This window comes from Streptomyces luteolus, assembly GCF_029968015.1.
GTDB classification, from domain to species: domain Bacteria; phylum Actinomycetota; class Actinomycetes; order Streptomycetales; family Streptomycetaceae; genus Streptomyces; species Streptomyces luteolus.
This window is the reverse complement of sequence record NZ_JASCIS010000010.1, coordinates 1-20,879: the sequence shown is the minus strand read 5'-3', so window position 1 is coordinate 20,879 and position 20,879 is coordinate 1. Positions and strand designations below refer to the sequence as shown.

Here is a 20,879-nt window from a genome sequence, read left to right as displayed (position 1 = left end):
TAGGTTCAGACGACAGCTTCCTGCCCGGGCAGGACCGGCACCGGCCCCGTGGGCCGCCGCTGCCCCTGCGAACCCTCCCCGACCTGCGCCGCGAGCAGCCGCAGCGCGTCCGCCGAGGCGGTGTCGGCCGGGGTGTAGAGCTCCAGGCGGTGGTCGGGACTCTCAGGCTGGAGCCACACCTGGTAGTCGACGTCGACCCCGCCGACCGTCGGGTGCTGAAGGCTCATCCGCCCGACCGTGCAGTCGGCGACGTCGCCCTTGGCCCACAGGGCCGCGAAGTCCGCGCTGCGCATGGTCAGTTCGCCGATCAGCTCGGCGAGCCGCCCGTCGGTGGGGTACCGGCCCGCGGTCAGCCGCAGATACGCGACATGGATACGGGCCAGCTCGTCCCAGTTGCGGTGCAGTTCACGGGCGAGCGGGTCGAGGAAGAACATCCGCGGTACGGAGGGGCGGTGGGCCGGGTCCCACGGCGCGTCGGAGTCGAGGTGTTCGGCGACGAGGGCGTGCCCGGTGCGGTTCCAGGCGAGGATGTCGCCGCGCCGCCCGAGCACGACGGCCGGGCTCGCCTCGCCGAGCGCGTCGAGCAGGTTCAGGACGCGCTGGTGCGGCCGCTCGGGCCGGGGCCGTACGAGCCGTGGGGCGCCGCGGCTGCCGCTCCGCAGGGCGAGGTTGTGCAGGTGGGCCGTCTCGGTCGGGTCAAGCCGCAGCACCCCGGCGAGGGCGTCGAGCACCTGCTGGGACACGGTGCCCGCCTGCCCTTGTTCGAGCCGCGTGTAGTACCCGGCGCTCACCCCGGCGAGCTGCGCCAACTCCTCGCGGCGCAGGCCCGGTACGCGACGGGCGGTGCCGTAGGTGCGCAGGCCGACGTCGGCGGGCGTGACGCGGTCGCGGCGGTTCTTGAGGTAGGCCCCTAGGCTGTCCGGCTGCATGGCGTCGAGCGTAGGCGGGCGGGGCGGGGCGTGGGTGTCCCTGTCAGGTGCAGTCAGGGTCAGGTGCCGTCAGGGTCAGGTGCCGTCAAGGTCAGGTGCCGTCAAGGTCAGGTGCAGGCAGGGTCAGGTGGAGTCAGGTGGAGTCACGTGCGGACAGGGGGCGCGGGCTTCGGCGTGCGGGCCCGTCACGCCGCGTCGTACTCATGGGCCCGGCCGCCACGCCACTCGATCAGCGGGGAGTCGCCCAGGACGAGACCGTCGGGTTCTTCCAGGCCGGTGCGCCGGAGGAACTCGATCAGGTCGCGGTCGTTGCGGGCCAGGCCCAGGATCTCGCCGTGCACGGTGACGCGGCGGCCTCCGCTGCCCTGCGGCGGGTGGACGACTATCGGCGCACTCATACCCCCAGGGTGCCGTAGGGCGGGCCGTCCGGCTCCGGCTCGGCGGGGATCCGTGGTCGTGGCATGAACCCGTGGCATGTTCCGGAGGTGCTCGCGCGCGTAGAGTTCGAAGGGACGTGACCGGATTCCAGCGGTCGCGGACAGAGCCGCTCCCGGTCCGTCGTACATGAGGAGCGTGCGTCATGAGGATGATGCTCAAAGCACGACTGGACACCGAGACGTCCAACGAGGCGTTCAAGAACGGCACCCTCCCGAAGCTCATGCAGCAGCTGACCGAGACCCTCAAGCCCGAGGCGGCCTACTTCGGCCCCGAAGAGGGTTGTCGCTGCTGCACCTTCGTCTTCGACATGCAGGACAGCTCGCAGATGCCGTCCATCGCCGAGCCGCTGCTCAACGAGCTCAACGCGAAGATCGACCTCCACCCGGTGATGAACGCGGAGGACCTGCAGAAGGGCCTGGCCGCCCTCCAGCGGTGACCCTCGCCCCGCAGGGTGAACCCACGAGGTGTACCCACGAGAGGGGGATGTCTGCCGTACGTGCCGAGGCCGCATCGTGCGAGGCATGAACGCAACACACCCCGCTCCCGTAACCACCTCACCCACCCCCTCCCCCGGCCTGCGCGCCTGGCTCGGGCTGCTCGTCGTGCTCGGTCCTGTGCTGCTCGTCGCGATGGACAGCTCGGTGCTGTTCCTGGCGATGCCGGCGGTGTCCGCCGCACTCGCGCCGAGCGCCGGCCAGGCGCTCTGGATCCTGGACGGGTACGGCTTCGCCGTCGGCTCCCTGCTGGTCGCGTTCGGTGCGATCGGTGACCGGTACGGCCGGCTGCGGCTGCTCAAGGGCGGCGCGGCGGTGTTCGGGCTCGCCTCGGCGGGGGCGGCCTTCGCCCCGAGCCCCGAACTCCTCATCGCCTTCCGGGCGTTGATGGGCGTCGCCGGTGCCACCCTGCTGCCGTCGGCGCTCGCCGTGCTCAGCGGGCTGTTCCCCGATGCGCGGCAGCGCTCGCGTGCGATCGGCATCTTCGCGGCGACGTTCGCGGCGGGCTTCGCGATCGGCCCGGTGGTCGGCGGGCAGTTGCTCAGCGGCTTCTGGTGGGGCTCGGTCTTCCTGGTCAACCTGCCCGTGGTCCTACTGTTCCTGCTGCTCGCGCCGCTGCTGCTGCGCGAGGTGCCGAGCGGGCGCACCGACCGCGTCGACGTCCTGAGCGTGCTGCTCTCCGCCGCCGGTCTGCTGTTCTCCGTGTACGCCGTCAAGCACACGGCCGCCGAAGGGCTCGCCGTCGGACCGCTCACGCTCGGTGCGGTCGGCGTGGGCGCGCTGGTCTGGTTCGTACGGCGCCAATTCTCCCTGGCCCACCCCCTGATCGACTTCCGGCTGTTCCGCGACCGGGTGTTCACGATCGCCGCCGTGACCGGGCTGCTTCCGCTGGCGGCGTGGTCGGCGGTCGCGTACCTCGGCGGCGTCTACCTGCAGTCCGTCCTCGGCCTCTCGGTCCTGGACGCCGCGCTGACCGCGCTGCCGGGAGCGGCGGTGCTCACGGTCACCTGCGTCGTGACGCCGGCCGTGGTCGCCCGTACAGGCGTCCGCGCCGCGCTCGTCACCGTGCACTTCACGATCGCCGGGGGCCTGCTTCTGCTGCTCGCGACCGGGGCTTCGGGCGGGGTCGGCTGGTACGTGGCGGCCACGGTCGTCACCGGGGTGGGGTACGGCATCTCGTTCAGCGTGGTCGCCGACACCGCCGTCGCAGCGGTGCCGCCCGAGCGCGCCGGGTCGGCCGCGGCGATCGCCGAGACCAGCAACGAGCTCGGCAACGCCCTCGGCATCGCCCTCCTCGGCTCCCTCGCCGCCCTGATCTTCCGACTCGACGGGCCGGGGCTCGCGGGCACGCTGGGCGAGACACTGCAACTCGCTGGCGCGAGCGGGGCGTTGGCGTCCGACGCCAGGTCCGCGTTCGTCACGGGGCTGCATGTGGTGGCGGTGGTCGCGAGCGGACTGCACGCCGCCCTTGGCTTGTTCGCGGTACGGAGCCTCCCCAGGTCCACCTAGCGCCGCCGCACTACTTCAGCGCACCCGCGGTGAGCCCCGCCACCACCTGCCGCTGGAAGATGATGTACGCGGCGAGCACCGGCAGCATCGCCATGACCAGGCCCGCGAACAGGCCGGACCAGTCGCCCTTGTAGCCCTGGTTGACGGCGAGTTCGACCAGGCCCTGGGCCAGGACGCGGCGGTCCGGATCCGTGTTGAGGACCGTGGGCAGCATGTACTGGTTCCACTGCCCGAGGAAGTTGAAGATGCCCACGCTGATCAGGCCCGGCTTCGCCATCGGCAGCATGATCTGGAAGAACGTCCGGGTGTGCGAGGCACCGTCGACGAACGCCGCCTCCGCCACCGAGGTCGGCAGCGTACGGAAGAACGCCGTGAGGAAGAAGACGGTGAACGGCAGCGAGTAGGCGATGTAGACGAGGACGAGCCCGGGGATCGTGTTGAGCAGGCTCATGTTCTGCATCACGAAGAACAGCGGCACGAGCGCCAGCATGATCGGGAAGCTCATCCCCCCGATGAACAGGAAGTAGAGGAAGCGATTCCCGGGGAACGTGAAGCGGGCCAGGACGTACGCCGCCATCGAGCCGAGGATGAGCGTGCCCACGAGCGAAAAGCCCACCACCACGACGGTGTTGAGGAAGTACTCGCTCATGTGCGCGTCGCTCCACGCGCGCGACCAGTTCTCGAAGTGCAGCGAGTCCGGCAGCTTCCAGGGCGAGCCGAAGATGTCCGCGTCGGTCTTGAAGGACGTCATCACCGCCCACAGCAGCGGCATGACCACCATGAACGCCCAGAGGACGAGCATGCCGTGGGAGAAGACGTTGAGGACGGAGCCTTCGCGCTTCTGCTTCGCGGGCGGCGCGCCGTTCGTCTTGGTCACGGCGGGCGGGCGGTTCCCGGTGACTTCGGCGGGAGGTGTGTCGGTCGTCTTCATCAGTACTCCAGCCGCTCGCGCCGGCCGAGTCGCATCACGACGGCCGCGAAGCAGAGCGTGACGACGAGCAGGGCGACACCGATCGTGGTTGCGTAGGCCGCGTTGGCGTCACGGAACGCCGATTGGTAGATGTACAGCGGCAGGATCGACGTCGAGTAGTCCGGGCCGCCGGGGCCCACACTCATGATGTGGACGACGGCGAAGGCCTCGGCGCCCAGAGCGAGGATTCCCATGTAGATCCAGCCGGACTGCACGGTGTCCCAGAGCAGCGGCAGGGTGATGCGGAAGAACGTCGTGAACCGGTTGGCCCCGTCGAGCAGCGCCGCCTCGTAGAAGTCCCTGGGGATGGAGGCCATTCCGGCGCTGAAGAGCACCACGAAGAAGCCGACGGTGCTCCACACCAGGACCGCCATGATGGCCCACAGCGCGTAGTCCGGGTCGCCGAGCCAGGACGGCTGGAAGCCGTCCAGACCGATGGCGGCGAGCGCCGAGTTGATGGCGCCGTTCCGTGGGTTGTACGCGAACTGGAAGAGCAGCGCGACGATCGAGATGGAGAGGACCTGGGGGAAGAAGTACGCGATCTTGTAGAAGCCGGAGCCGCGAACTCCCGTGACGGCGGCGCTCTTTCGGGCCCGGCCGCCGACATTGATCATGAAGGCGAAGAACAGCGCCAGGGAGAGCGTCACCAGCGGCAGCAGCACCACGAACAGCACACTGTGCTGCAGTGACTTCCAGAAGATCTCGTCCTCGAACATGCGCTGGTAGTTGGCGAAGCCGACCATCTTGAAGTCCGGGCTCAGCCCCGTCCAGTCCGTGAACGAGTAGTAGATCGCCTGGATGAACGGCCAGATGACGAAGACCGCGTACAACGCGAGGGGTGCCGCGAGGAACCCCACGATGAACCGGTACTTGCCGTGTTGCATGATCACCGACCTCGATCTTCCTGCGGGTGCCGCCGCTGGTGACGCACGGTCACTTCTTGTGCTTGTAGTGCTTGATCGAGGAGTCCTTGGCCGTCTTGTCGGCGAAGCCCTGGATCTTCTTGATGGCCTCGGCCGGGGTGAGGCGTCCCGCCATCAGCTCGCCGAGACCGGCGACGCCGATCTGCTCCTTCTGGAGCTTCACGTACCAGTCCTGCATGCGCGGGTTGACGACGTTCTCGCCGGCCAGCTTCAGGGCCGCCTCGCAGCCCTTGAGGCCGGAGGTCAGCTCGACGCCGTCGGTGCCGCCGTCGAAGGCCGTGAGCGACTTCACCAGCTTGGTGGTGTTGCGGGAGGCGTCCTCGCTGAGCATCAGGCGGAGCTGCTCCATGCCGCCGGCCGGGTTCTTGGCCTTGGCCGGGACGATGAAGGGCTCGGAGCCCGAGGCCCAGATGGTGCCGAAGGGCATCTTGTCGGAGCTGTCCATGCCCTGCGGGGCGCCCACGGACATCCGGAAGTCCTTGGGCGTGGTGCTGGCGGACTCGTTCTCCACCCAGGAGCCGTTCGGGATGAACAGCGCGTCGCCCTCGTTCCACGCGGTCTGCGACTGGATGTGGGTCATGCCCGTGGTGCCCTTGAGGATGTAGCCCTTCTTGAAGAGCTCGTAGTACGCCTCGAAGACCGCCTTGACCGCCGGGTGCTTCCAGGCGTTGGGCTCCAGGTTGTCGATGGCGTCGAGGACTTCCCGGCCACCGATCTTGGCCATCATCGGGTACATCGAGAAGGGCATGTAGTACGGGTACTTGCCCGGGTACGTCCAGCCCGCGATGCCCTGCTTCTTGGCCTTGGCGCAGACCGCGAGCATGTCGTCCCAGGTCTCCGGGTACTCCGCGTCGAGCTTCTCCAGGGCGGTCTGCGAGTACCAGACGCCGTACACGGTGTACGCGTAGTACATGATCCACACCGGGTCGCCGTCGAACTGGCCCATCTCGACGATGCCGGGGCGCAGGGTGTCGCGGACCTTCTTGTCCGGGTCGTCCACGGAGGGGGCGTCGAGCAGCGGGGTGAGGTCGGTGAGCTGCTTCTTGCCGACGAGGACGCCCATGTCCATCTGCTCGGCACCGGAGTTGTCGATGAGGTCCGGCGGGTTGCCGCTGTTGAAGCGGGGCTGGAGCACCGACTGGATCTTCTGCGTGGAGGAGAACTTGACGCTCGCCTTGGGGAAGTTCTTCTCGTACGTCTTGGTGGCGTCCTCGGCGTACTGGGTGCCGAAGCCGCCGTCGAAGAGCACGAACTCCATCTGCGCCGACTCGTTGACGCCCAGCGGGTTCTTCTTGCTCTTCGTGCCCTTCTCGACGGCCCCGCCACCCCCGTCCCCGCTCGCACAGGCCGAAAGGAAGCTCATCGCCGGCACGGAAATCAGGCCGAGCGCGGCCGAGCGCTTGATCAGATCACGGCGTCCGACACCGTCGTGGCCGTTGCGTGCTGAAGTGGATCCCATGCTCAAGTCCTCGCCTTCTCCAGGACTCAGGCGGTGAACCGGACCCTCCCCGGCACCGCGGTGTGGTGAAGCTGGGGTCGTGCGATCTCTTGTCGGGAACGGCTGAAACCGATGGGCGGTGGAACCTTTTCCCCGGCTCCCCCGCCTTGCCCCCGCCCCCGTGCCCGCTGCCGTGAAACGGCTGCGCGGACGCCGACAGGTATAGTCCACTCTCCTTCGGGTGAGCAAGATCGAATACAGCTTTGGTCGGCAGTCTTTCCCGAGTTGAGACCTCACGGACGCCCTGTCGCAGCCTCCCTCAGGGCACGGCCTCCGGCCAGTGGACTTTCGTACGTGATCACCTGGACTTTCGCGCACGCACACGACCTCGGGGCGGTCGCTTCCCCGACACCGCACGCCGGACCCCGACTTGGCCGTTTTCCGACTGGCTCAGCCATCACCCCACACCCCTGATGGTCCCCACACGTCGGAAATGCGCCACCTGTACCACCCAGGGCGCCGGGGGCCCGTCGGACACCCCGCCCCCCAACCCCCGGAGGGGCTCCTCAGCGCTTCAGCGTGAACGTGAAGTCGCCGGAGAGCTTGCCGGTCAGGCGTACGGCCGCGACCACTCGTCCCTCCGAGACCAGCCTCTCCACCTCGGCCCGCGGCAGGCCGCAGCCTTCGGCGATCAGGCGTACGGGCCGGACGGGTATCCGTGCCGCGAAGCGGACCGAGACGTCCAGGGCCTCCCGGTCCAGGTGAACCGGTCCCCCGGTGTCAAGGCGCCACGCGCCCGCCCAGTCCAGGCCGATGCGGTTGCGGCGCAGTACGGCCGGGTCCTGGAGCAGTTCGGCGGCCAGGGCCGGGTCGTTGGCGTGCAGCCGGTCGAGGAGTTCGGATCGTACGGAACGCACCTGGGTCCGCTCCAGAACCGTGAGATCGGCCGTCGCCCCGCACGTCGTGCAGAGCGCGAGGAGCCAGACGTCGATGCGTTTGTGGTGGGCGTTGACACGGAACCTGCCGTGCGGCCGGAAGCGGTCGGACGCGCACACGTGGCAACGGCGGCGGACGAGAGGCAGGCAGGTGGGCATGACCACCCAGCTGGTGAGCACAGAAGTACACCGGTTTCAGTGAGGAAAATCCGCAGCAAGAAGGAGCGCGGCGCACAGGCGCAGCAGAGCTGCACAGCGACGCGCGACAGTTCAGCGCTCGGGAGATCTCACAGGGTGTACAACGGCCGGTCCTTCGCGAGACGACGGGGACGGGGACGGGGACGGGGACGGAACACGGTAGCCGCGCACCGCGCCGTCGCTCCACCGGATTTCGCAACCTCGTAGCGCCTCGGCCGGCGGCCCTGATCCCCTTTCAACACCCTTGACACCACAGCTCACTTGACGCCCTACTGGACCCTGCGCAGCGACCTGACAACGTTGTCCGTCCGCCCGACGCCGAGCCATGCCATGCCTGGAGGCCCCCGCATGCAGAGTCCCCAACCCCTGCTGTCGCGCCGGAGAGCGCGCGGCAGAAGTCCGTGGCACAGACCCCTCGCCACCGTTCCCGTCGCCGCCCTCCTCCTCGTCACCGCCGTCCAGGGCACCGCGACCGGAGCGCCCCGACCCGGCGGCGAACAGCGGGAGTTCAGCTCGTCCTTCGAAGAGGGGCAGCCACGCCCCGACTGGACGGACACCGTCGAGACCACCCCGGACGGCAAGAAGAAGGCCGCCGGGGTGGACGGCGCGTTCAGCGGCGGGTTTCCGGGCGATGTCACCGACCGGGTGAGCGAGGTGCGCGCCAGCGACGAGAACGCCGGCTCGGGGGAGGTGAAGGAGAACCTCATCGACGGCGAGGCGAGCACCAAGTGGCTGGCGTTCGCCGCGAAGGGCTGGGTGGAGTACGACCTGGCGGAGGCCGTCAAGGTCCGCAAGTACGCCCTGACTTCGGCCAACGACCACGCCGAGCGCGACCCCAAGGACTGGGTCCTGAAGGGCTCCGCGGACGGCAAGGAGTGGAAGACCCTCGACTCCCGCTCCGGGGAAACCTTCGGCAAGCGCTTCGAGACGAAGACGTACGACATAGCGGGCGACATAGCGGGCGGCACGGCGTACGCGCACTACCGCCTGGAGATCACCGCCAACAACGGCGCGGAGGACGCCACTCAACTCGCCGACCTGCGGATCTCCGACGGCAGTACCGGCGACCCCGCGCCGGACGACATGCGGTCGGCGGTCCACCGCGGCCCGAGCGGCTCGCCAACCGCGAAGCCCGGTGCCGGGTTCACCGGCAAGCGGGCACTGCGCTACGCCGGTACGCACCGGGCGGACGGCCACGCGTACTCGTACAACAAGGTCTTCGACGTGGACGTCGAGATCGCGCGCGACACCGAGCTGTCGTACCGGGTGTTCCCGGCGATGCCCGAGCCCGCGCCCGATCTGAGCTATGCGGCGACGCACGTCTCGGTGGACCTGGCGTTCACGGACGGCACGTATCTGAGCGACCTCAAGGCCACCGACAAGCATGGCGGGTCGCTCACGCCGCAGGGGCAGGCGGCGGCGAAGCGCCTCTACGTGAACCAGTGGAACCATGTCGCCGCCGAGCTCGGGCGGGTCGCCGCGGGCAAGACCGTGGACCGGATCCTGGTGGCGTACGACTCCCCGAAGGGACCGTCGAAGTTCCAGGGCTGGGTCGACGACGTGAACCTGAAGCGGGTGCCGCCGGCGAAGCCGAAGGCGCACCCCTCGGACTACGCGTCCACGATCCGCGGCACCAACTCCAGCGGCGGCTTCTCGCGCGGCAACACCATCCCGGCGACGGCCGTCCCGCACGGCTTCAACTTCTGGACGCCGGTGACCAACGCGGGCTCGCTGAGCTGGCTGTACGACTACGCGCGCGGCAACAACGAGGACAACCTGCCGACGCTGCAGGCGTTCAGCGCGAGCCATGAGCCGAGCCCGTGGATGGGTGAGCGGCAGACGTTCCAGGTCCTTCCGTCGGCGGCCGGAGGCACGCCCGGCCTGGACCGCAAGAAGCGCGCGCTCGCGTTCAGGCACGAGAACGAGACGGCCCGCCCGCACTACTACGGCGTCGAGTTCGAGAACGGCATCGAGGCCGAGATGACGCCGACGGACCACGCGGCGATGATGCGCTTCACCTACCCCGGCGACGACACGAGCGTCCTGTTCGACAACGTCTCCGACAAGGCGGGCCTGAGCCTCGACAAGGAGAAGGGGGTCGTCACCGGCTACTCGGACGTCAAGAGCGGCCTGTCCACGGGCGCGACGCGGCTGTTCGTGTACGGCACCTTCGACAAGCCGGTCAAGAGCGGTGACGCGAGCGGGGTCAAGGGCCACCTCCGCTTCGACGCGGGCAAGGACCGCACGGTCACGCTGCGCCTGGCCACGTCCCTCATATCCGTCGACCAGGCGAAGGCCAACCTGGACGAGGAGATTCCGGCGGGAACCTCCTTCGAGCGCGTGAAGAGCAAGGCCCGGGCGCAGTGGGACGCGCTGCTCGGCAAGGTGAAGGTGGAGGGCGCGACGGAGGACCAGCTGACGACGCTGTACTCCGGGCTTTACCGCCTCTACCTGTACCCCAACTCGGGCCACGAGAAGGTGGTGCAGAAGGACGGCTCCACGAAGACGCAGTACGCGTCCCCGTTCTCGAAGCAGACCGGCCCCGACACCCCGACGCACACCGGCGCGAAGATCGTCGACGGCGAGGTGTACGTCAACAACGGCTTCTGGGACACGTATCGCACGACGTGGCCCGCCTACTCGTTCCTCACTCCGAAGAAGGCGGGCGAGCTGGTCGACGGGTTCGTGCAGCAGTACAAGGACGGCGGCTGGATCTCCCGCTGGTCCTCTCCGGGTTACGCGGACCTGATGACCGGCACGTCCTCGGACGTGGCCTTCGCCGACGCGTACGTGAAGGGTGTGGACTTCGACGAGAAGTCCGCGTACGACGCCGCGCTGAAGAACGCCACGGTGGTGCCGCCGAGTTCGGGCGTGGGCCGCAAGGGCATGGAGACCTCGCCGTTCCTCGGCTACGCGTCCACCGAGACGCACGAGGGCCTGTCCTGGTCCCTGGAGGGCTACCTCAACGACTACGGCATCGCGAAGATGGGCCGGGCCCTCTACGAGAAGACCGGTGAGAAGCGGTACAAGGAGGAGTCGGAGTACTTCTTCAACCGGGCCCGCAACTATGTCGAGCTGTTCGACGCCAAGGCCGGTGCCGAACAAGGGAGTTCGGGCTTCTTCCAGGGCCGTGACCTGAAGGGCGACTGGCGCGTGGAGTCGTCGGAGTACGACCCGCGCGTGTGGGGCTACGACTACACGGAGACCAACGGCTGGGGCTACGCCTTCACCGCGCCGCAGGACTCGCGGGGCCTCGCGAACCTGTACGGCGGCCGGTCCGGCCTGGGCAAGAAGCTCGACACGTACTTCGCCACCCCGGAGACGGCGTCCCCGGAGTTCACCGGCTCGTACGGCGGGGTCATCCACGAGATGACGGAGGCCCGTGACGTGCGGATGGGCATGTACGGGCACAGCAACCAGGTCGCGCACCACGCCACGTACATGTACAACGCGGCCTCGCAGCCCTGGAAGACGCAGGAGAAGGTCCGCGAGGTGCTCTCCCGGCTCTACACCGGCAGCGAGATCGGCCAGGGCTACCACGGCGACGAGGACAACGGCGAGCAGAGCGCCTGGTATCTGTTCTCCGCCCTCGGCTTCTACCCGCTGGTGATGGGCAGCGGCGAATACGCCATCGGCTCCCCGCTGTTCACCAAGGCCACGGTGCGCCTGGACGGCGGGAAGAAGCTGGTCGTGAAGGCCCCGAAGAACAGCGCGGAGAACATCTACGTGCAGGGCCTGAAGGTCAACGGCAAGCGCTGGACGTCGACGGCCCTGCCGCACGAGGAGATCGCGCGCGGCGGCACCCTGGAGTTCGACATGGGCCCGGAGCCGTCGAAGTGGGGCACGGGCAAGGACGCGGCGCCCGTCTCCCTCACGAAGGACGACAAGGTCCCCTCGCCCCGGAAGGACGCGACGAAGAGCGAAGGGCCGCTCTTCGACAACTCCTCGAAGACGGACGCCCAGGTGGCCTCGGTGAACCTGCCGCTCTCCGGCGAGACGCGTGCTGTGCAGTACACGCTCACGTCGGCGGACCGCGCGAACGCCCCGGACGGCTGGGTCCTTGAGGGCTCGGCGGACGGCGACCAGTGGAAGGTGCTGGACCGGCGGGACGAGCAGTCCTTCCGGTGGGACCACCAGACGCGGGTGTTCTCCGTGTCCGATCCCGGTACGTACCGCCACTATCGGCTCGTTCCGAAGGGAGCTGCGACACTGGCGGAGGTGGAGTTGATCTCGTGATCCCGTAGACCGAGCTCTGCTCCCCGTGCCGGGCCCCGACCGCGTCGGGACCCGGCACGGCCGTTCGGCGTGTTCGGCACGAACAGCGCGAACGGCGCGAACTGCCGCGAACGGCGCGGACAGGAAGGGCAGTTGGAGAGCGATGAGCAGCAGTTCCGGGTCAGGATCGGAGGGCCCCGGGGGCCCGCCCCCGACCCTCATAGCCCCGCCGCGGCCGGACCCTCCCCCGCCGCCGCGGCTACCCCTGATCACCCGTGCCGGGCGCGCCCTGCGCCGGGGCTGCACCACCGTGCTGCACGCCGGTGAGTGGCTGCTCGGACTGCGCGGCCGGACGCTCGCCGGCGCCGTACTCCTCGCCGCCTGCGGACAGATGGTGCTGATGGCGCTGCTGACCCGGGAGGTTCCCGAGGTCGCGGCCTCCTATCCGGACCTGCGCGTCCCCGGCCTGTGGCTGCTGCTCACCACGCTCGTGCTGCTCCTCGGCCATCTCCTGCTCGGCGTCACCACGGTGGTGCTCGCGCGGGCCCTCGGCGGCCGCGGCGGCCTGCACCGCACGCCCGCCGTCCTGGCCGTCCTGGCGCCGCTCTCCTCGCTGCCCCTGCTGCTCGGCGCGTTCGTGGCGCCGCCGGACAGCACGCTGGTGCGGGTGCTTCAGGTCGGCGGCCTGGTCGTGCTCGCCGCCCAGCTCACCCGGCACATCAAGCGCACCCAGGACATGCTGTGGGGCCGCGCCCTCCTGTCCGTGTCCCTGGCCCTGCTCGGCGAGTGGCAGCTGGCGCACGCCGCGGTGGTGCAGGCGGGGGTGCACGCGGGGATGCTGTGAGGCGTACGCGGGGGTGATCCGCACCCCCCGCCCTCGCGCCCGCGCGCCTCGCACCCCCGCGCCTCGCGCCCCCGCGCGCCTGTCACCGAGGGGTGGCCCGCGTGACATCCGGCTGCCGCCCCATCGTGGCTGGTCGCGCCCACGCGACGAAGCCGCAAGTGTCACAGCCCGCCCCTGTCGTGGCACAACTCAGCCCCTCCGGCGCTTGAGGAGCAGGGTCCGGGGCTTGGCTCGCAAAATCAGCCCCTCCGGCGCTTGAGGAACAGGGGTCCGGGGGCTGGCCCCCGTGGCGGTCCGCAGGACTTCGGGAAGGGGCGGGTAGGGGAAAGCTCGCCCCGCAGGGGCCGCACGCCCACTGGTCGGAGGGGTGTCACTGTTCGGCGCCCGGGTCACCGAAGTGCTCGGCGCCGCCCTGTTCGCCGCGGCCTCGCTGCTCGCGGGGCTCGCGCCCAACCTGGAGGCGCTGATCGCCGCCCGCTTCGCGCAGGGCGCCGGCGAGGCACTCGCCTCCCCGGCCGCGCTCTCCCTGATCGCGCTGCTCTACCCGGAGCCCGCGGAGCGCGCCAAGGCGCTCGGAATCTGGGGCACGATCTCGGCGGGCGGCCTCGTCGTCGGCGTCCTGCTCTCCGGTGCGCTCACCCAACTCCTGCACTGGCGCTGGATCTTCGGCGTGAATGTCCCGATCACAGCGGCCGTCCTCGCCCTCACCCCTCTGCTCGTACGACCTGACGGGCCGCGACCCCGCTCCGGGCGCCTGGACGTGCCGGGTGCGGTGCTGCTCACCGCCGGTCCGCTGACGGTCGTGCACGGGGTGATCGAGCGGAACGGGGCGGTGCTCGCGGCGGGTTGCGCGCTGCTCGTCGCGTTCGTGGCCGTCGAGGCGCGTACGAAGTCCCCGCTCGTCCCGCTCGCCTTCTTCGCGCACCGCGCCCGTGCGGTGGCCAACGGGGCGACGGTCCTGCTCAGCGCGGCACTCTCGACGACGTTCTACCTGCTCACGCTGCAGCTGCAGAACGTGCTCCACCTCACCCCGCTGCAGGCCGGGTTGGCGTACCTGCCGTTCTGCGGGGCGCTGCTCCTCGGCCTCTCGCAGGTGTCCCGGCTGATCGGCGCCCTCGGCCTGCGCGGCACCGCGCTCCTCGGGCTCGGGGCGACGGCGGCCGGACTCGCGTGGCTGACCCGGCTGCCGGACGAGGGGAGTTACGCGGTGGACGTGCTGCCCGGCATGCTCGGCGTGGCCACGGGCATGGGCATCGGCCTGGTCGCCCTGCAGAACGCCGCGCTCCTCGACGTCACCGAGGCGGACGCGGGCACGGCGGCGGGCGTCCAGCGCTCGGTCGACCAGCTCGGCGGCTCGCTCGGCCTCGCGGTCCTGGTGGGCGTGGCGGCCGCCCACACCACGCCTCAAGTGGCCGGATTCCGGGCGGCGTTCACCTGGGCGCTGATCGGGGTGGCGGTCGCCGCCGCGGGTGTGTGGGCGCTCAGGCCCGGCCGGGGAGCCGCCGCGGACCGGTCGTGAACCGTATCGAGCAGATGTCCTCCGCAACCTCGGTGCGGTAGCGCGGCTCCTCGTCCGGAGTGAACGGGCGGGGCCTGAACTCGCCCACGCCGCCCGGCACTTCGCCCACCTTGCACAGGTCGCGCACCAAGGCGACTCCTCACAGAAACGCGGTCGGGCCGCACCCGGAGAGCTCCAGGTGCGGCCCGACCGTATCGGCTGCAGGTCCCTACTTGCGGATCAGGCTGCGCAGCACGTACTGCATGATGCCGCCGTTGCGGTAGTAGTCAGCCTCGCCGGGGGTGTCGATGCGGACGACCGCGTCGAACTCCACACCGGTGTCGGTGGTGACCTTGACCGTGGACGGCGTGGAGCCGTTGTTCAGCTCGGTGACGCCCGCGAAGGAGAAGGTCTCCTCGCCGGTGAGGCCGAGGGCCTCGGCGGACTGGCCCTCCGGGTACTGCAGCGGCAGGACGCCCATGCCGATGAGGTTCGAGCGGTGGATGCGCTCGTACGACTCGGCGATGACGGCCTTGACGCCGAGGAGCGCGGTGCCCTTGGCGGCCCAGTCACGGGACGAGCCGGAGCCGTACTCCTTGCCGGCCAGGACGACGAGCGGGGTGCCCTGGTCGATGTAGTTGCGCGAGGCGTCGTAGATGAAGGAGACGGGGGCGTCCTCCTTCGTGAAGTCGCGGGTGAAGCCGCCCTCCGTGCCCGGCGCGATCTGGTTGCGCAGGCGGATGTTGGCGAACGTGCCGCGGATCATGACCTCGTGGTTGCCTCGGCGCGAGCCGTAGGAGTTGAAGTCACGGCGCTCGACGCCGTGCTCCGTGAGGTACTTGCCGGCCGGGGTGTCGGCCTTGATCGCACCGGCCGGAGAGATGTGGTCGGTGGTGACCGAGTCGCCGAGCTTGGCGAGGACGCGGGCGCCCGAGATGTCGGAGACCGGGGTGGTCTCCATCGTCATGCCCTCGAAGTACGGGGGCTTGCGGACGTACGTCGACTCGGTGTCCCACTCGAAGGTGTTGCCGGTCGGGATCGGCAGCGCCTGCCACTGGGCGTCACCGGCGAAGACGTCGGAGTAGGACTTGTTGAACATGTCCTCGCCGATGGCGTTCGCCACGACGTCGTTGACCTCGGCCTCCGACGGCCAGATGTCCTCGAGGTGGACCGGCTTGCCGTCCTGGTCGACTCCGAGGGCGTCCTTGGTGATGTTCACCTTCATCGAACCGGCCAGGGCGTACGCGACGACCAGCGGCGGGGACGCCAGGTAGTTCATCTTGACGTCGGGGTTGATGCGGCCCTCGAAGTTCCGGTTGCCGGAGAGGACCGAGGTGACGGCGAGGTCGTGGTCGTTGACGGCCTTGGAGACCTCCTCCGGCAGCGGGCCGGAGTTGCCGATGCAGGTGGTGCAGCCGTAGCCGACGAGGTTGAAGCCGACCTTGTCGAGGTACGGGGTCAGGCCCGCCTTGTCGAAGTAGTCGGTGACGACCTTCGAACCCGGGGCGAGGGTGGTCTTGACCCACGGCTTGCGGGTCAGGCCCTTCTCGACGGCTTTCTTCGCGACGAGCGCGGCGGCGACCATCACGTACGGGTTCGAGGTGTTGGTGCAGGAGGTGATCGCGGCGACCGTGACGGCACCATGGTCGATCTCGTACGTCGAGCCGTCGGGGGCGGTCACGGTGACCGGCTTCGACGGGCCGCCGTTGGGGTGGTTCGCCGGGGCGTCGGAGGCCGGGAAGGACTCGATGCCGGCCTCGTCTGCGGTGCCGACGTAGTTCAGGACGTCCGTCTTGAACTGCTCGGCGGCGTTGGCGAGGACGATGCGGTCCTGCGGACGCTTCGGTCCGGCGATCGACGGGACGACCGTGGAGAGGTCCAACTCCAGCTTCTCGGAGAAGTCGGGCTCGGCGGCCGGGTCCAGCCAGAGGCCCTGCTCCTTGGCGTAGGCCTCGACGAGCGCGACCTGCTCCTCGGAACGGCCGGTCAGCTTGAGGTAGTTCAGGGTCTCGCCGTCGATCGGGAAGATCGCGGCGGTGGAGCCGAACTCCGGCGACATGTTGCCGATGGTGGCGCGGTTCGCGAGCGAGGTGGCGGCGACGCCCTCGCCGTAGAACTCTACGAACTTGCCGACGACGCCGTGCTTGCGCAGCATCTCGGTGATGGTGAGCACGAGGTCGGTGGCGGTGGTGCCGGGCTTCAGCTCACCGGTCAGCTTGAAGCCGACGACGCGCGGGATGAGCATCGAGACGGGCTGGCCGAGCATCGCGGCCTCGGCCTCGATACCGCCGACGCCCCAGCCGAGCACGCCGAGGCCGTTGACCATCGTGGTGTGCGAGTCGGTGCCGACGAGCGTGTCGGGGTACGCCTGGCCACCCCGCACCATGACCGTACGAGCGAGGTGCTCGATGTTGACCTGGTGGACGATGCCGGTGCCGGGCGGGACGACCTTGAAGTCGTCGAACGCGGTCTGGCCCCAGCGCAGGAACTGGTAGCGCTCCTTGTTGCGGCCGTACTCCAGCTCGACGTTCTGGCCGAAGGCGTCCGCCGTGCCGAACTTGTCGGCGATGACGGAGTGGTCGATGACCAGCTCGGCCGGGGAGAGCGGGTTGACCTTCGCCGGGTCGCCGCCGAGCTCCTTGACGGCCTCACGCATGGTGGCGAGGTCGACGACACAGGGAACGCCGGTGAAGTCCTGCATGATCACGCGGGCCGGCGTGAACTGGATCTCCTGGGAGGGCTGGGCCTGCGAGTCCCAGTTGCCGAGGGCACGGATGTGGTCGGCGGTGATGTTGGCGCCGTCCTCGGTGCGGAGCAGGTTCTCCAGAAGAACCTTGAGGCTGTAGGGAAGGCGAGCAGAGCCCTCGACCTTGTCCAGCCTGAAGATCTCGTACGACTCGTCGCCCACGCGCAGCGTGCTGCGGGCGTCGAAGCTGTTCGCCGACACGACAGTCTCCTTCATATATGTGCGCGTACCACCGCACTGTGCCTACTTGCGCCTACCGGCGCGTGGTTGCCGTCACGACGCTGGACCGATCCGCTAAGGTAGGGCTAAGTTAGGTAACCCTTACTGCCGGACCGGAAGCGTCGCGTGGCTGCGGTGCGCCTCGGCAGATATCTCGATGTCGAGATAACTCTAGTACATGCCGCCGGATCGGTCATGCCCCGCCCCGGCTGACCGGTCTCATCCAATCGAGTCGTTTACTCAACGAACCCAGTCGTTTCGCCTTCTGTCTCAGTGAACCTAGTCGTACGGGGTGGACGCACTGGGGGTGCTGGGTGGCTGTACCGGCTGGGGTAGAACTCGCGGGGCCGTACGTCGAGCTCTCGTACATAGACGCTGCGTGCGAGCGTCAGCGGCGTCCGCTGTTGGACTGTGTGACGGCCCGCTTTGAGGACACATCGCCCGTAAGGCCGTTTCGGTGGGTTCGTGGTGAGCGTAACTTCGCGGGCTGGTATTGGGCGGCTACGACTGGGCAGCACGTCGGCTTCGAGTCCTGGCTGGAGCGAGACCGGCTTGTGCTCATGGACTCGGACCCCGAGGTGGTGGGGATCGCCTCGCAGCCATTCTGGCTGCACTGGCGCGACGGCAAGCGGGAGCGTCGGCACGCCCCGGACTACTTCGTACGCCGTACGGACGGCTCGGCGGTGGTTATCGACGTCCGCGCGGATGAGCGGATCGAGCCGAAGGACGCGGAGGCGTTCGAGGTGACGCGGATCGCCTGTGCTCAGGCGGGGTGGAGGTTCGAGCGGGTCGGGGCGCCGGAGGCGGTGCTGCTGGCGAATGTTCGGTGGCTATCGCGCTACCGGCACCCGCGTTGCCTGCACCGCAGGGCCGCGAACCGGCTTCTGGAGGTCTTCGCGACGCCGGGCCCGCTGCTGGCCGGGGCTGATACGGCTGGGGACCGGCTTGCGACGCTGCCCGCGCTCTTCCATCTGCTCTGGCGCCAGGAACTGGCTGCTGAGGATCTGTCGGTTGCGTTGTTGGGGCCGCGCACGGTCGTGCGCCTGTCTGGTGGAGGTGCTCCGTGAGTGGGACGGGGCGGTGGGTTCCGCCGACGGCGCGGATCGGGGAGTTCCCTGAGTCGGCAGCTGAACAGGCTCGCTGGTGGGAGGGGCACATCTTGGAGGTCCTGCAGGGTCTGCCGCCTGATGCTCCGGATGGGGCTGTCCCCCGTCCGGAGTTCGACCCGAGGCAGACCTCGCTGGCTCAGCGCGAGCTGGCCAAGGCGGCGGAGCTGACGGCAGTTGGGCACACGGTGACGGCCAGCGGCGTCAAGCAGCGGCGGCAGCGTTACCAGCGCGACGGGCTGGTCGGGCTGGCGGACGGCCGGTCGGCCAAGCAGATGCCGGCCTTCGGTACGGTCGACCCCGCGGTGGTGGAGGCGATGCGGCAAGCGATCGCCGAGGCCGCCGACGCGTCGTCGAGGACCATCGGATTCATCGTCTGGCGAACGAAGCAGATCCTGGCTGACCGAGAGGGCACCACCGCCGTCGAGATGCCCTCTCGGGCCACGCTCTACCGGCTGTTCGACAAGCTGGCCACGGGCACGCACGCCACCGGATCAGCCCGCACCCGCCGCTCGATCGCCTTGCGGCCGCCCGGCCCGTTCGGGGAAGTGCCGGCCAGCGCGCCGGGCGAGCTGATGCAGATCGACTCCACCCCGCTGGATGTGTTGGTTCGGCTGGATGACGGGCTCGCCGAGAAGGTCGAGCTGACGGCGATGGTCGACATCGCGACCAGGTCGATCACCGCGGCAGTGCTGCGGCCGACCACCAAGGCCGCCGACGCCTCCGCGCTGCTGGCCCGCAGCGTCACCCCGGAGACGATGCGTCCGGGCTGGCCGGAGGCCCTGCGGATGTCTCGCTCGGTGCTGCCGCATCGGCGACTCCTGCCTCTGGACGAGCGCCTGGAGCACGCGGCCGCACGGCCGGTGATCGTGCCGGAGACGATCGTCTGCGACCACGGCAAGGTGTTCATCTCGAACAACTTCCGCGCCTCCTGCCGTTATCTGGGCATCAACCTGCAACCCGCCCACAAGGCGACGCCTACTGACAAGGGCACGATCGAGAAAACGCTGGGCTCGATCGCCACTCTGTTCGCACAGTTCGTCGCCGGTTACACCGGCCGGTCAACGGACCGCCGGGGCCGGAATCTGGAAGACGGGCCTCTGTGGTCGCTGCCCGAATTACAGAACCTTCTCGACGAGTGGATCATCGCCGTCTGGCAAACCAGGCCACACGACGCTTTACGGGACCCGGACGCGCCGAAGCGAGCGTTCTCGCCGAACGAGAAGTACGCGGCGCTGGTGGAGTCCTGCGGCTATGTCCCGGTCCCGCTGAACGGCGAGGACTACATCGAGCTGCTGCCCGAGCGGTGGCAGGCGATCAACGCCTACGGCATCCGGATCAAGCACCGCACCTACGACGACCGCGAGTTGAGCCCTCTGCGCCGCCAGCACTCCGGGGTGGTGGAGAAGAAGGGCTTGTGGGAGATCCACCACGACCCTTACGACATCTCCCGGATCTGGGTACGCGACCGCCGTCGTGAACGGTGGATCACCGTGTTCTGGAAACACCTGCACCGCGTTGGCGTCCCCTTCGGCGAAATGGCCTGGGACCACGCCTGCGAACAGGTTCCCGGCGGCACCGAGGAACAGATCGCGGACGCCGCAGCAGCACTACTGCGGCGAGCCCACGACGGCCCCTCCCCGGAGAAGGACCGTCCGGCCAAGCGTTCCCGCCGCGACCGCCGCGTCGCCGCCCGCACCCGCGCCACCACCGCCGACCGGCCGATTTTCGACCCGCCTGCCGCCGAGACACCGGCGGATGAAGCGGCGGACACCGAGCTGGCCAAGGTCATCCCACTGGGCCTGTTCGACCCGCTCGCGAACCCCTGGAGGCGCCCGTGACCGTCCCTGAACCGGCAGGCCGGGATACTGCCCTGCAAGAGGCCGATGCCGTGGCCAACCGGCAGCTCACCACCCTGGAGGGATGGCGGCGGTTCGTCGACGACCCGCCCAAACCCCCGGCTCTGCTGTCTCCCGGCCAGTCGCGAGGGCTGTCCCCGACCGGGCGGGCTCTCTACGACGAGGACCGACTCGACCATCACGCCCGGATGCTCGTGGTCGCCACCTCGTTCGTCGAGAAGACGGTGGTCTGCGGCCGCCGGCTGGTCCTGCTCAACCGTCATGCGATCAGCGCTCGCCGCGGCCTGATGGTCTCCGGCCTGCCCGGCACAGGCAAGACCAGCGCCATCACCCAGCTCGGGCTCGCCCATGAACTCCTCGACCGGGCCCGCCATCCGAACGTTGCCGACCGCATCCCGGTGCTCTACATCACCGTCCCGCCCGCCGCGACCGCCCGCATGGTCGCGGCCGAGTTCGCCCGCTTCCTGGGCCTGCCGGTCCGGCCCCGGTCGAACATGACGGACATCATCGAGGCAGTGGTCGGCGTCTGCACGGACACCCGCACCGGGCTGGTCCTCG

Annotated in this window: 15 protein-coding genes and 1 pseudogene; 8 read left to right on the top strand and 8 right to left on the bottom strand. The window is 69.4% G+C overall.

The features are described 5' to 3' along the window. Nucleotides 1-5: 5 nt before the first annotated feature. Together QIT00_RS11975 and QIT00_RS11970 are read right to left on the bottom strand one after the other, a co-directional pair. Nucleotides 6-929 carry a helix-turn-helix transcriptional regulator gene (locus QIT00_RS11975; protein WP_282535178.1) on the bottom strand — a complete coding sequence of 308 codons (924 nt, stop codon included), beginning with the start codon at nt 927-929 and terminating at the stop codon, nt 6-8. A gap of 185 nt (nt 930-1,114) precedes the next feature. Further along, the gene (locus tag QIT00_RS11970) at nt 1,115-1,327 is read right to left on the bottom strand and encodes a hypothetical protein (protein WP_282535177.1); all 213 of its coding nucleotides are present in this window, start codon (nt 1,325-1,327) and stop codon (nt 1,115-1,117) included. Between the two features lie 182 nt (nt 1,328-1,509). On the opposite strand from QIT00_RS11970, the gene QIT00_RS11965 reads away from it, so the two are divergent. Next, entirely contained in the window at nt 1,510-1,803 is a 294-nt protein-coding gene (locus tag QIT00_RS11965) for a hypothetical protein (RefSeq protein ID WP_282535176.1), read from the top strand. Between the two features lie 85 nt (nt 1,804-1,888). Beyond that, complete coding sequence (locus tag QIT00_RS11960; RefSeq protein ID WP_282535175.1) at nt 1,889-3,370, top strand: MFS transporter; 1,482 nt, start codon at nt 1,889-1,891, stop codon at nt 3,368-3,370. 10 nt (nt 3,371-3,380) lie between these two features. Here QIT00_RS11960 and QIT00_RS11955 read toward each other — a convergent pair whose 3' ends face one another. The 4 genes from QIT00_RS11955 to QIT00_RS11940 form a co-directional block, all read right to left on the bottom strand. After that, a complete protein-coding gene (locus tag QIT00_RS11955) occupies nt 3,381-4,301 on the bottom strand; it encodes a carbohydrate ABC transporter permease (RefSeq protein ID WP_282535174.1) in 921 nt (306 codons plus the stop codon). Further along, nucleotides 4,301-5,224, bottom strand: coding sequence for a carbohydrate ABC transporter permease (locus QIT00_RS11950; protein WP_282535173.1), 924 nt, complete (start codon nt 5,222-5,224; stop codon nt 4,301-4,303). Before QIT00_RS11950 ends, QIT00_RS11955 begins: the two co-directional genes overlap by 1 nt. A gap of 49 nt (nt 5,225-5,273) precedes the next feature. Then, a complete protein-coding gene (gene ngcE, locus QIT00_RS11945; protein WP_282535172.1) occupies nt 5,274-6,722 on the bottom strand; it encodes an N-acetylglucosamine/diacetylchitobiose ABC transporter substrate-binding protein in 1,449 nt (482 codons plus the stop codon). 545 nt (nt 6,723-7,267) lie between these two features. Beyond that, nucleotides 7,268-7,816, bottom strand: a complete 549-nt coding sequence (locus tag QIT00_RS11940; RefSeq protein WP_282535171.1) for a DUF1062 domain-containing protein — start codon at nt 7,814-7,816, stop codon at nt 7,268-7,270. 366 nt (nt 7,817-8,182) lie between these two features. Between QIT00_RS11940 and QIT00_RS11935 the strand changes: the two genes are divergently transcribed. From QIT00_RS11935 to QIT00_RS11925, 3 genes and pseudogenes are all read left to right on the top strand, one after another. Further along, nucleotides 8,183-12,070 carry a GH92 family glycosyl hydrolase gene (locus tag QIT00_RS11935; RefSeq protein WP_282535170.1) on the top strand — a complete coding sequence of 1,296 codons (3,888 nt, stop codon included), beginning with the start codon at nt 8,183-8,185 and terminating at the stop codon, nt 12,068-12,070. A 289-nt stretch (nt 12,071-12,359) separates the two neighbouring features. Further along, entirely contained in the window at nt 12,360-12,893 is a 534-nt protein-coding gene (locus tag QIT00_RS11930; protein ID WP_282535169.1) for a hypothetical protein, read from the top strand. A gap of 352 nt (nt 12,894-13,245) precedes the next feature. Continuing rightward, a pseudogene (locus tag QIT00_RS11925) lies at nt 13,246-14,412 on the top strand (MFS transporter); the annotation flags it as partial. Here QIT00_RS11925 and QIT00_RS11920 read toward each other — a convergent pair. Together QIT00_RS11920 and acnA are read right to left on the bottom strand one after the other, a co-directional pair. Next, nucleotides 14,375-14,542, bottom strand: coding sequence for a hypothetical protein (locus QIT00_RS11920; RefSeq protein ID WP_282535168.1), 168 nt, complete (start codon nt 14,540-14,542; stop codon nt 14,375-14,377). The pseudogene QIT00_RS11925 and the gene QIT00_RS11920 overlap by 38 nt on opposite strands. A 78-nt stretch (nt 14,543-14,620) precedes the next feature. Beyond that, nucleotides 14,621-17,338: an aconitate hydratase AcnA gene (acnA, locus tag QIT00_RS11915; protein ID WP_282535167.1), complete on the bottom strand. Its 2,718-nt coding sequence runs from the start codon at nt 17,336-17,338 to the stop codon at nt 14,621-14,623. A gap of 332 nt (nt 17,339-17,670) precedes the next feature. On the opposite strand from acnA, the gene QIT00_RS11910 reads away from it, so the two are divergent. The 3 genes from QIT00_RS11910 to QIT00_RS11900 all read left to right on the top strand — a co-directional run. Beyond that, nucleotides 17,671-18,423 (top strand): TnsA-like heteromeric transposase endonuclease subunit, encoded by a 753-nt coding sequence (locus QIT00_RS11910; RefSeq protein ID WP_282535166.1) that lies wholly within the window; start codon nt 17,671-17,673, stop codon nt 18,421-18,423. Nucleotides 18,424-18,779: 356 nt separating this feature from the next. Next, the gene (locus tag QIT00_RS11905; RefSeq protein ID WP_282535323.1) at nt 18,780-20,303 is read left to right on the top strand and encodes a Mu transposase C-terminal domain-containing protein; all 1,524 of its coding nucleotides are present in this window, start codon (nt 18,780-18,782) and stop codon (nt 20,301-20,303) included. Beyond that, nucleotides 20,300-20,879 (top strand): ATP-binding protein (locus QIT00_RS11900; RefSeq protein WP_282535165.1); only part of this gene is annotated, 580 nt, incomplete at its 3' end. The genes QIT00_RS11905 and QIT00_RS11900, both read left to right, overlap by 4 nt.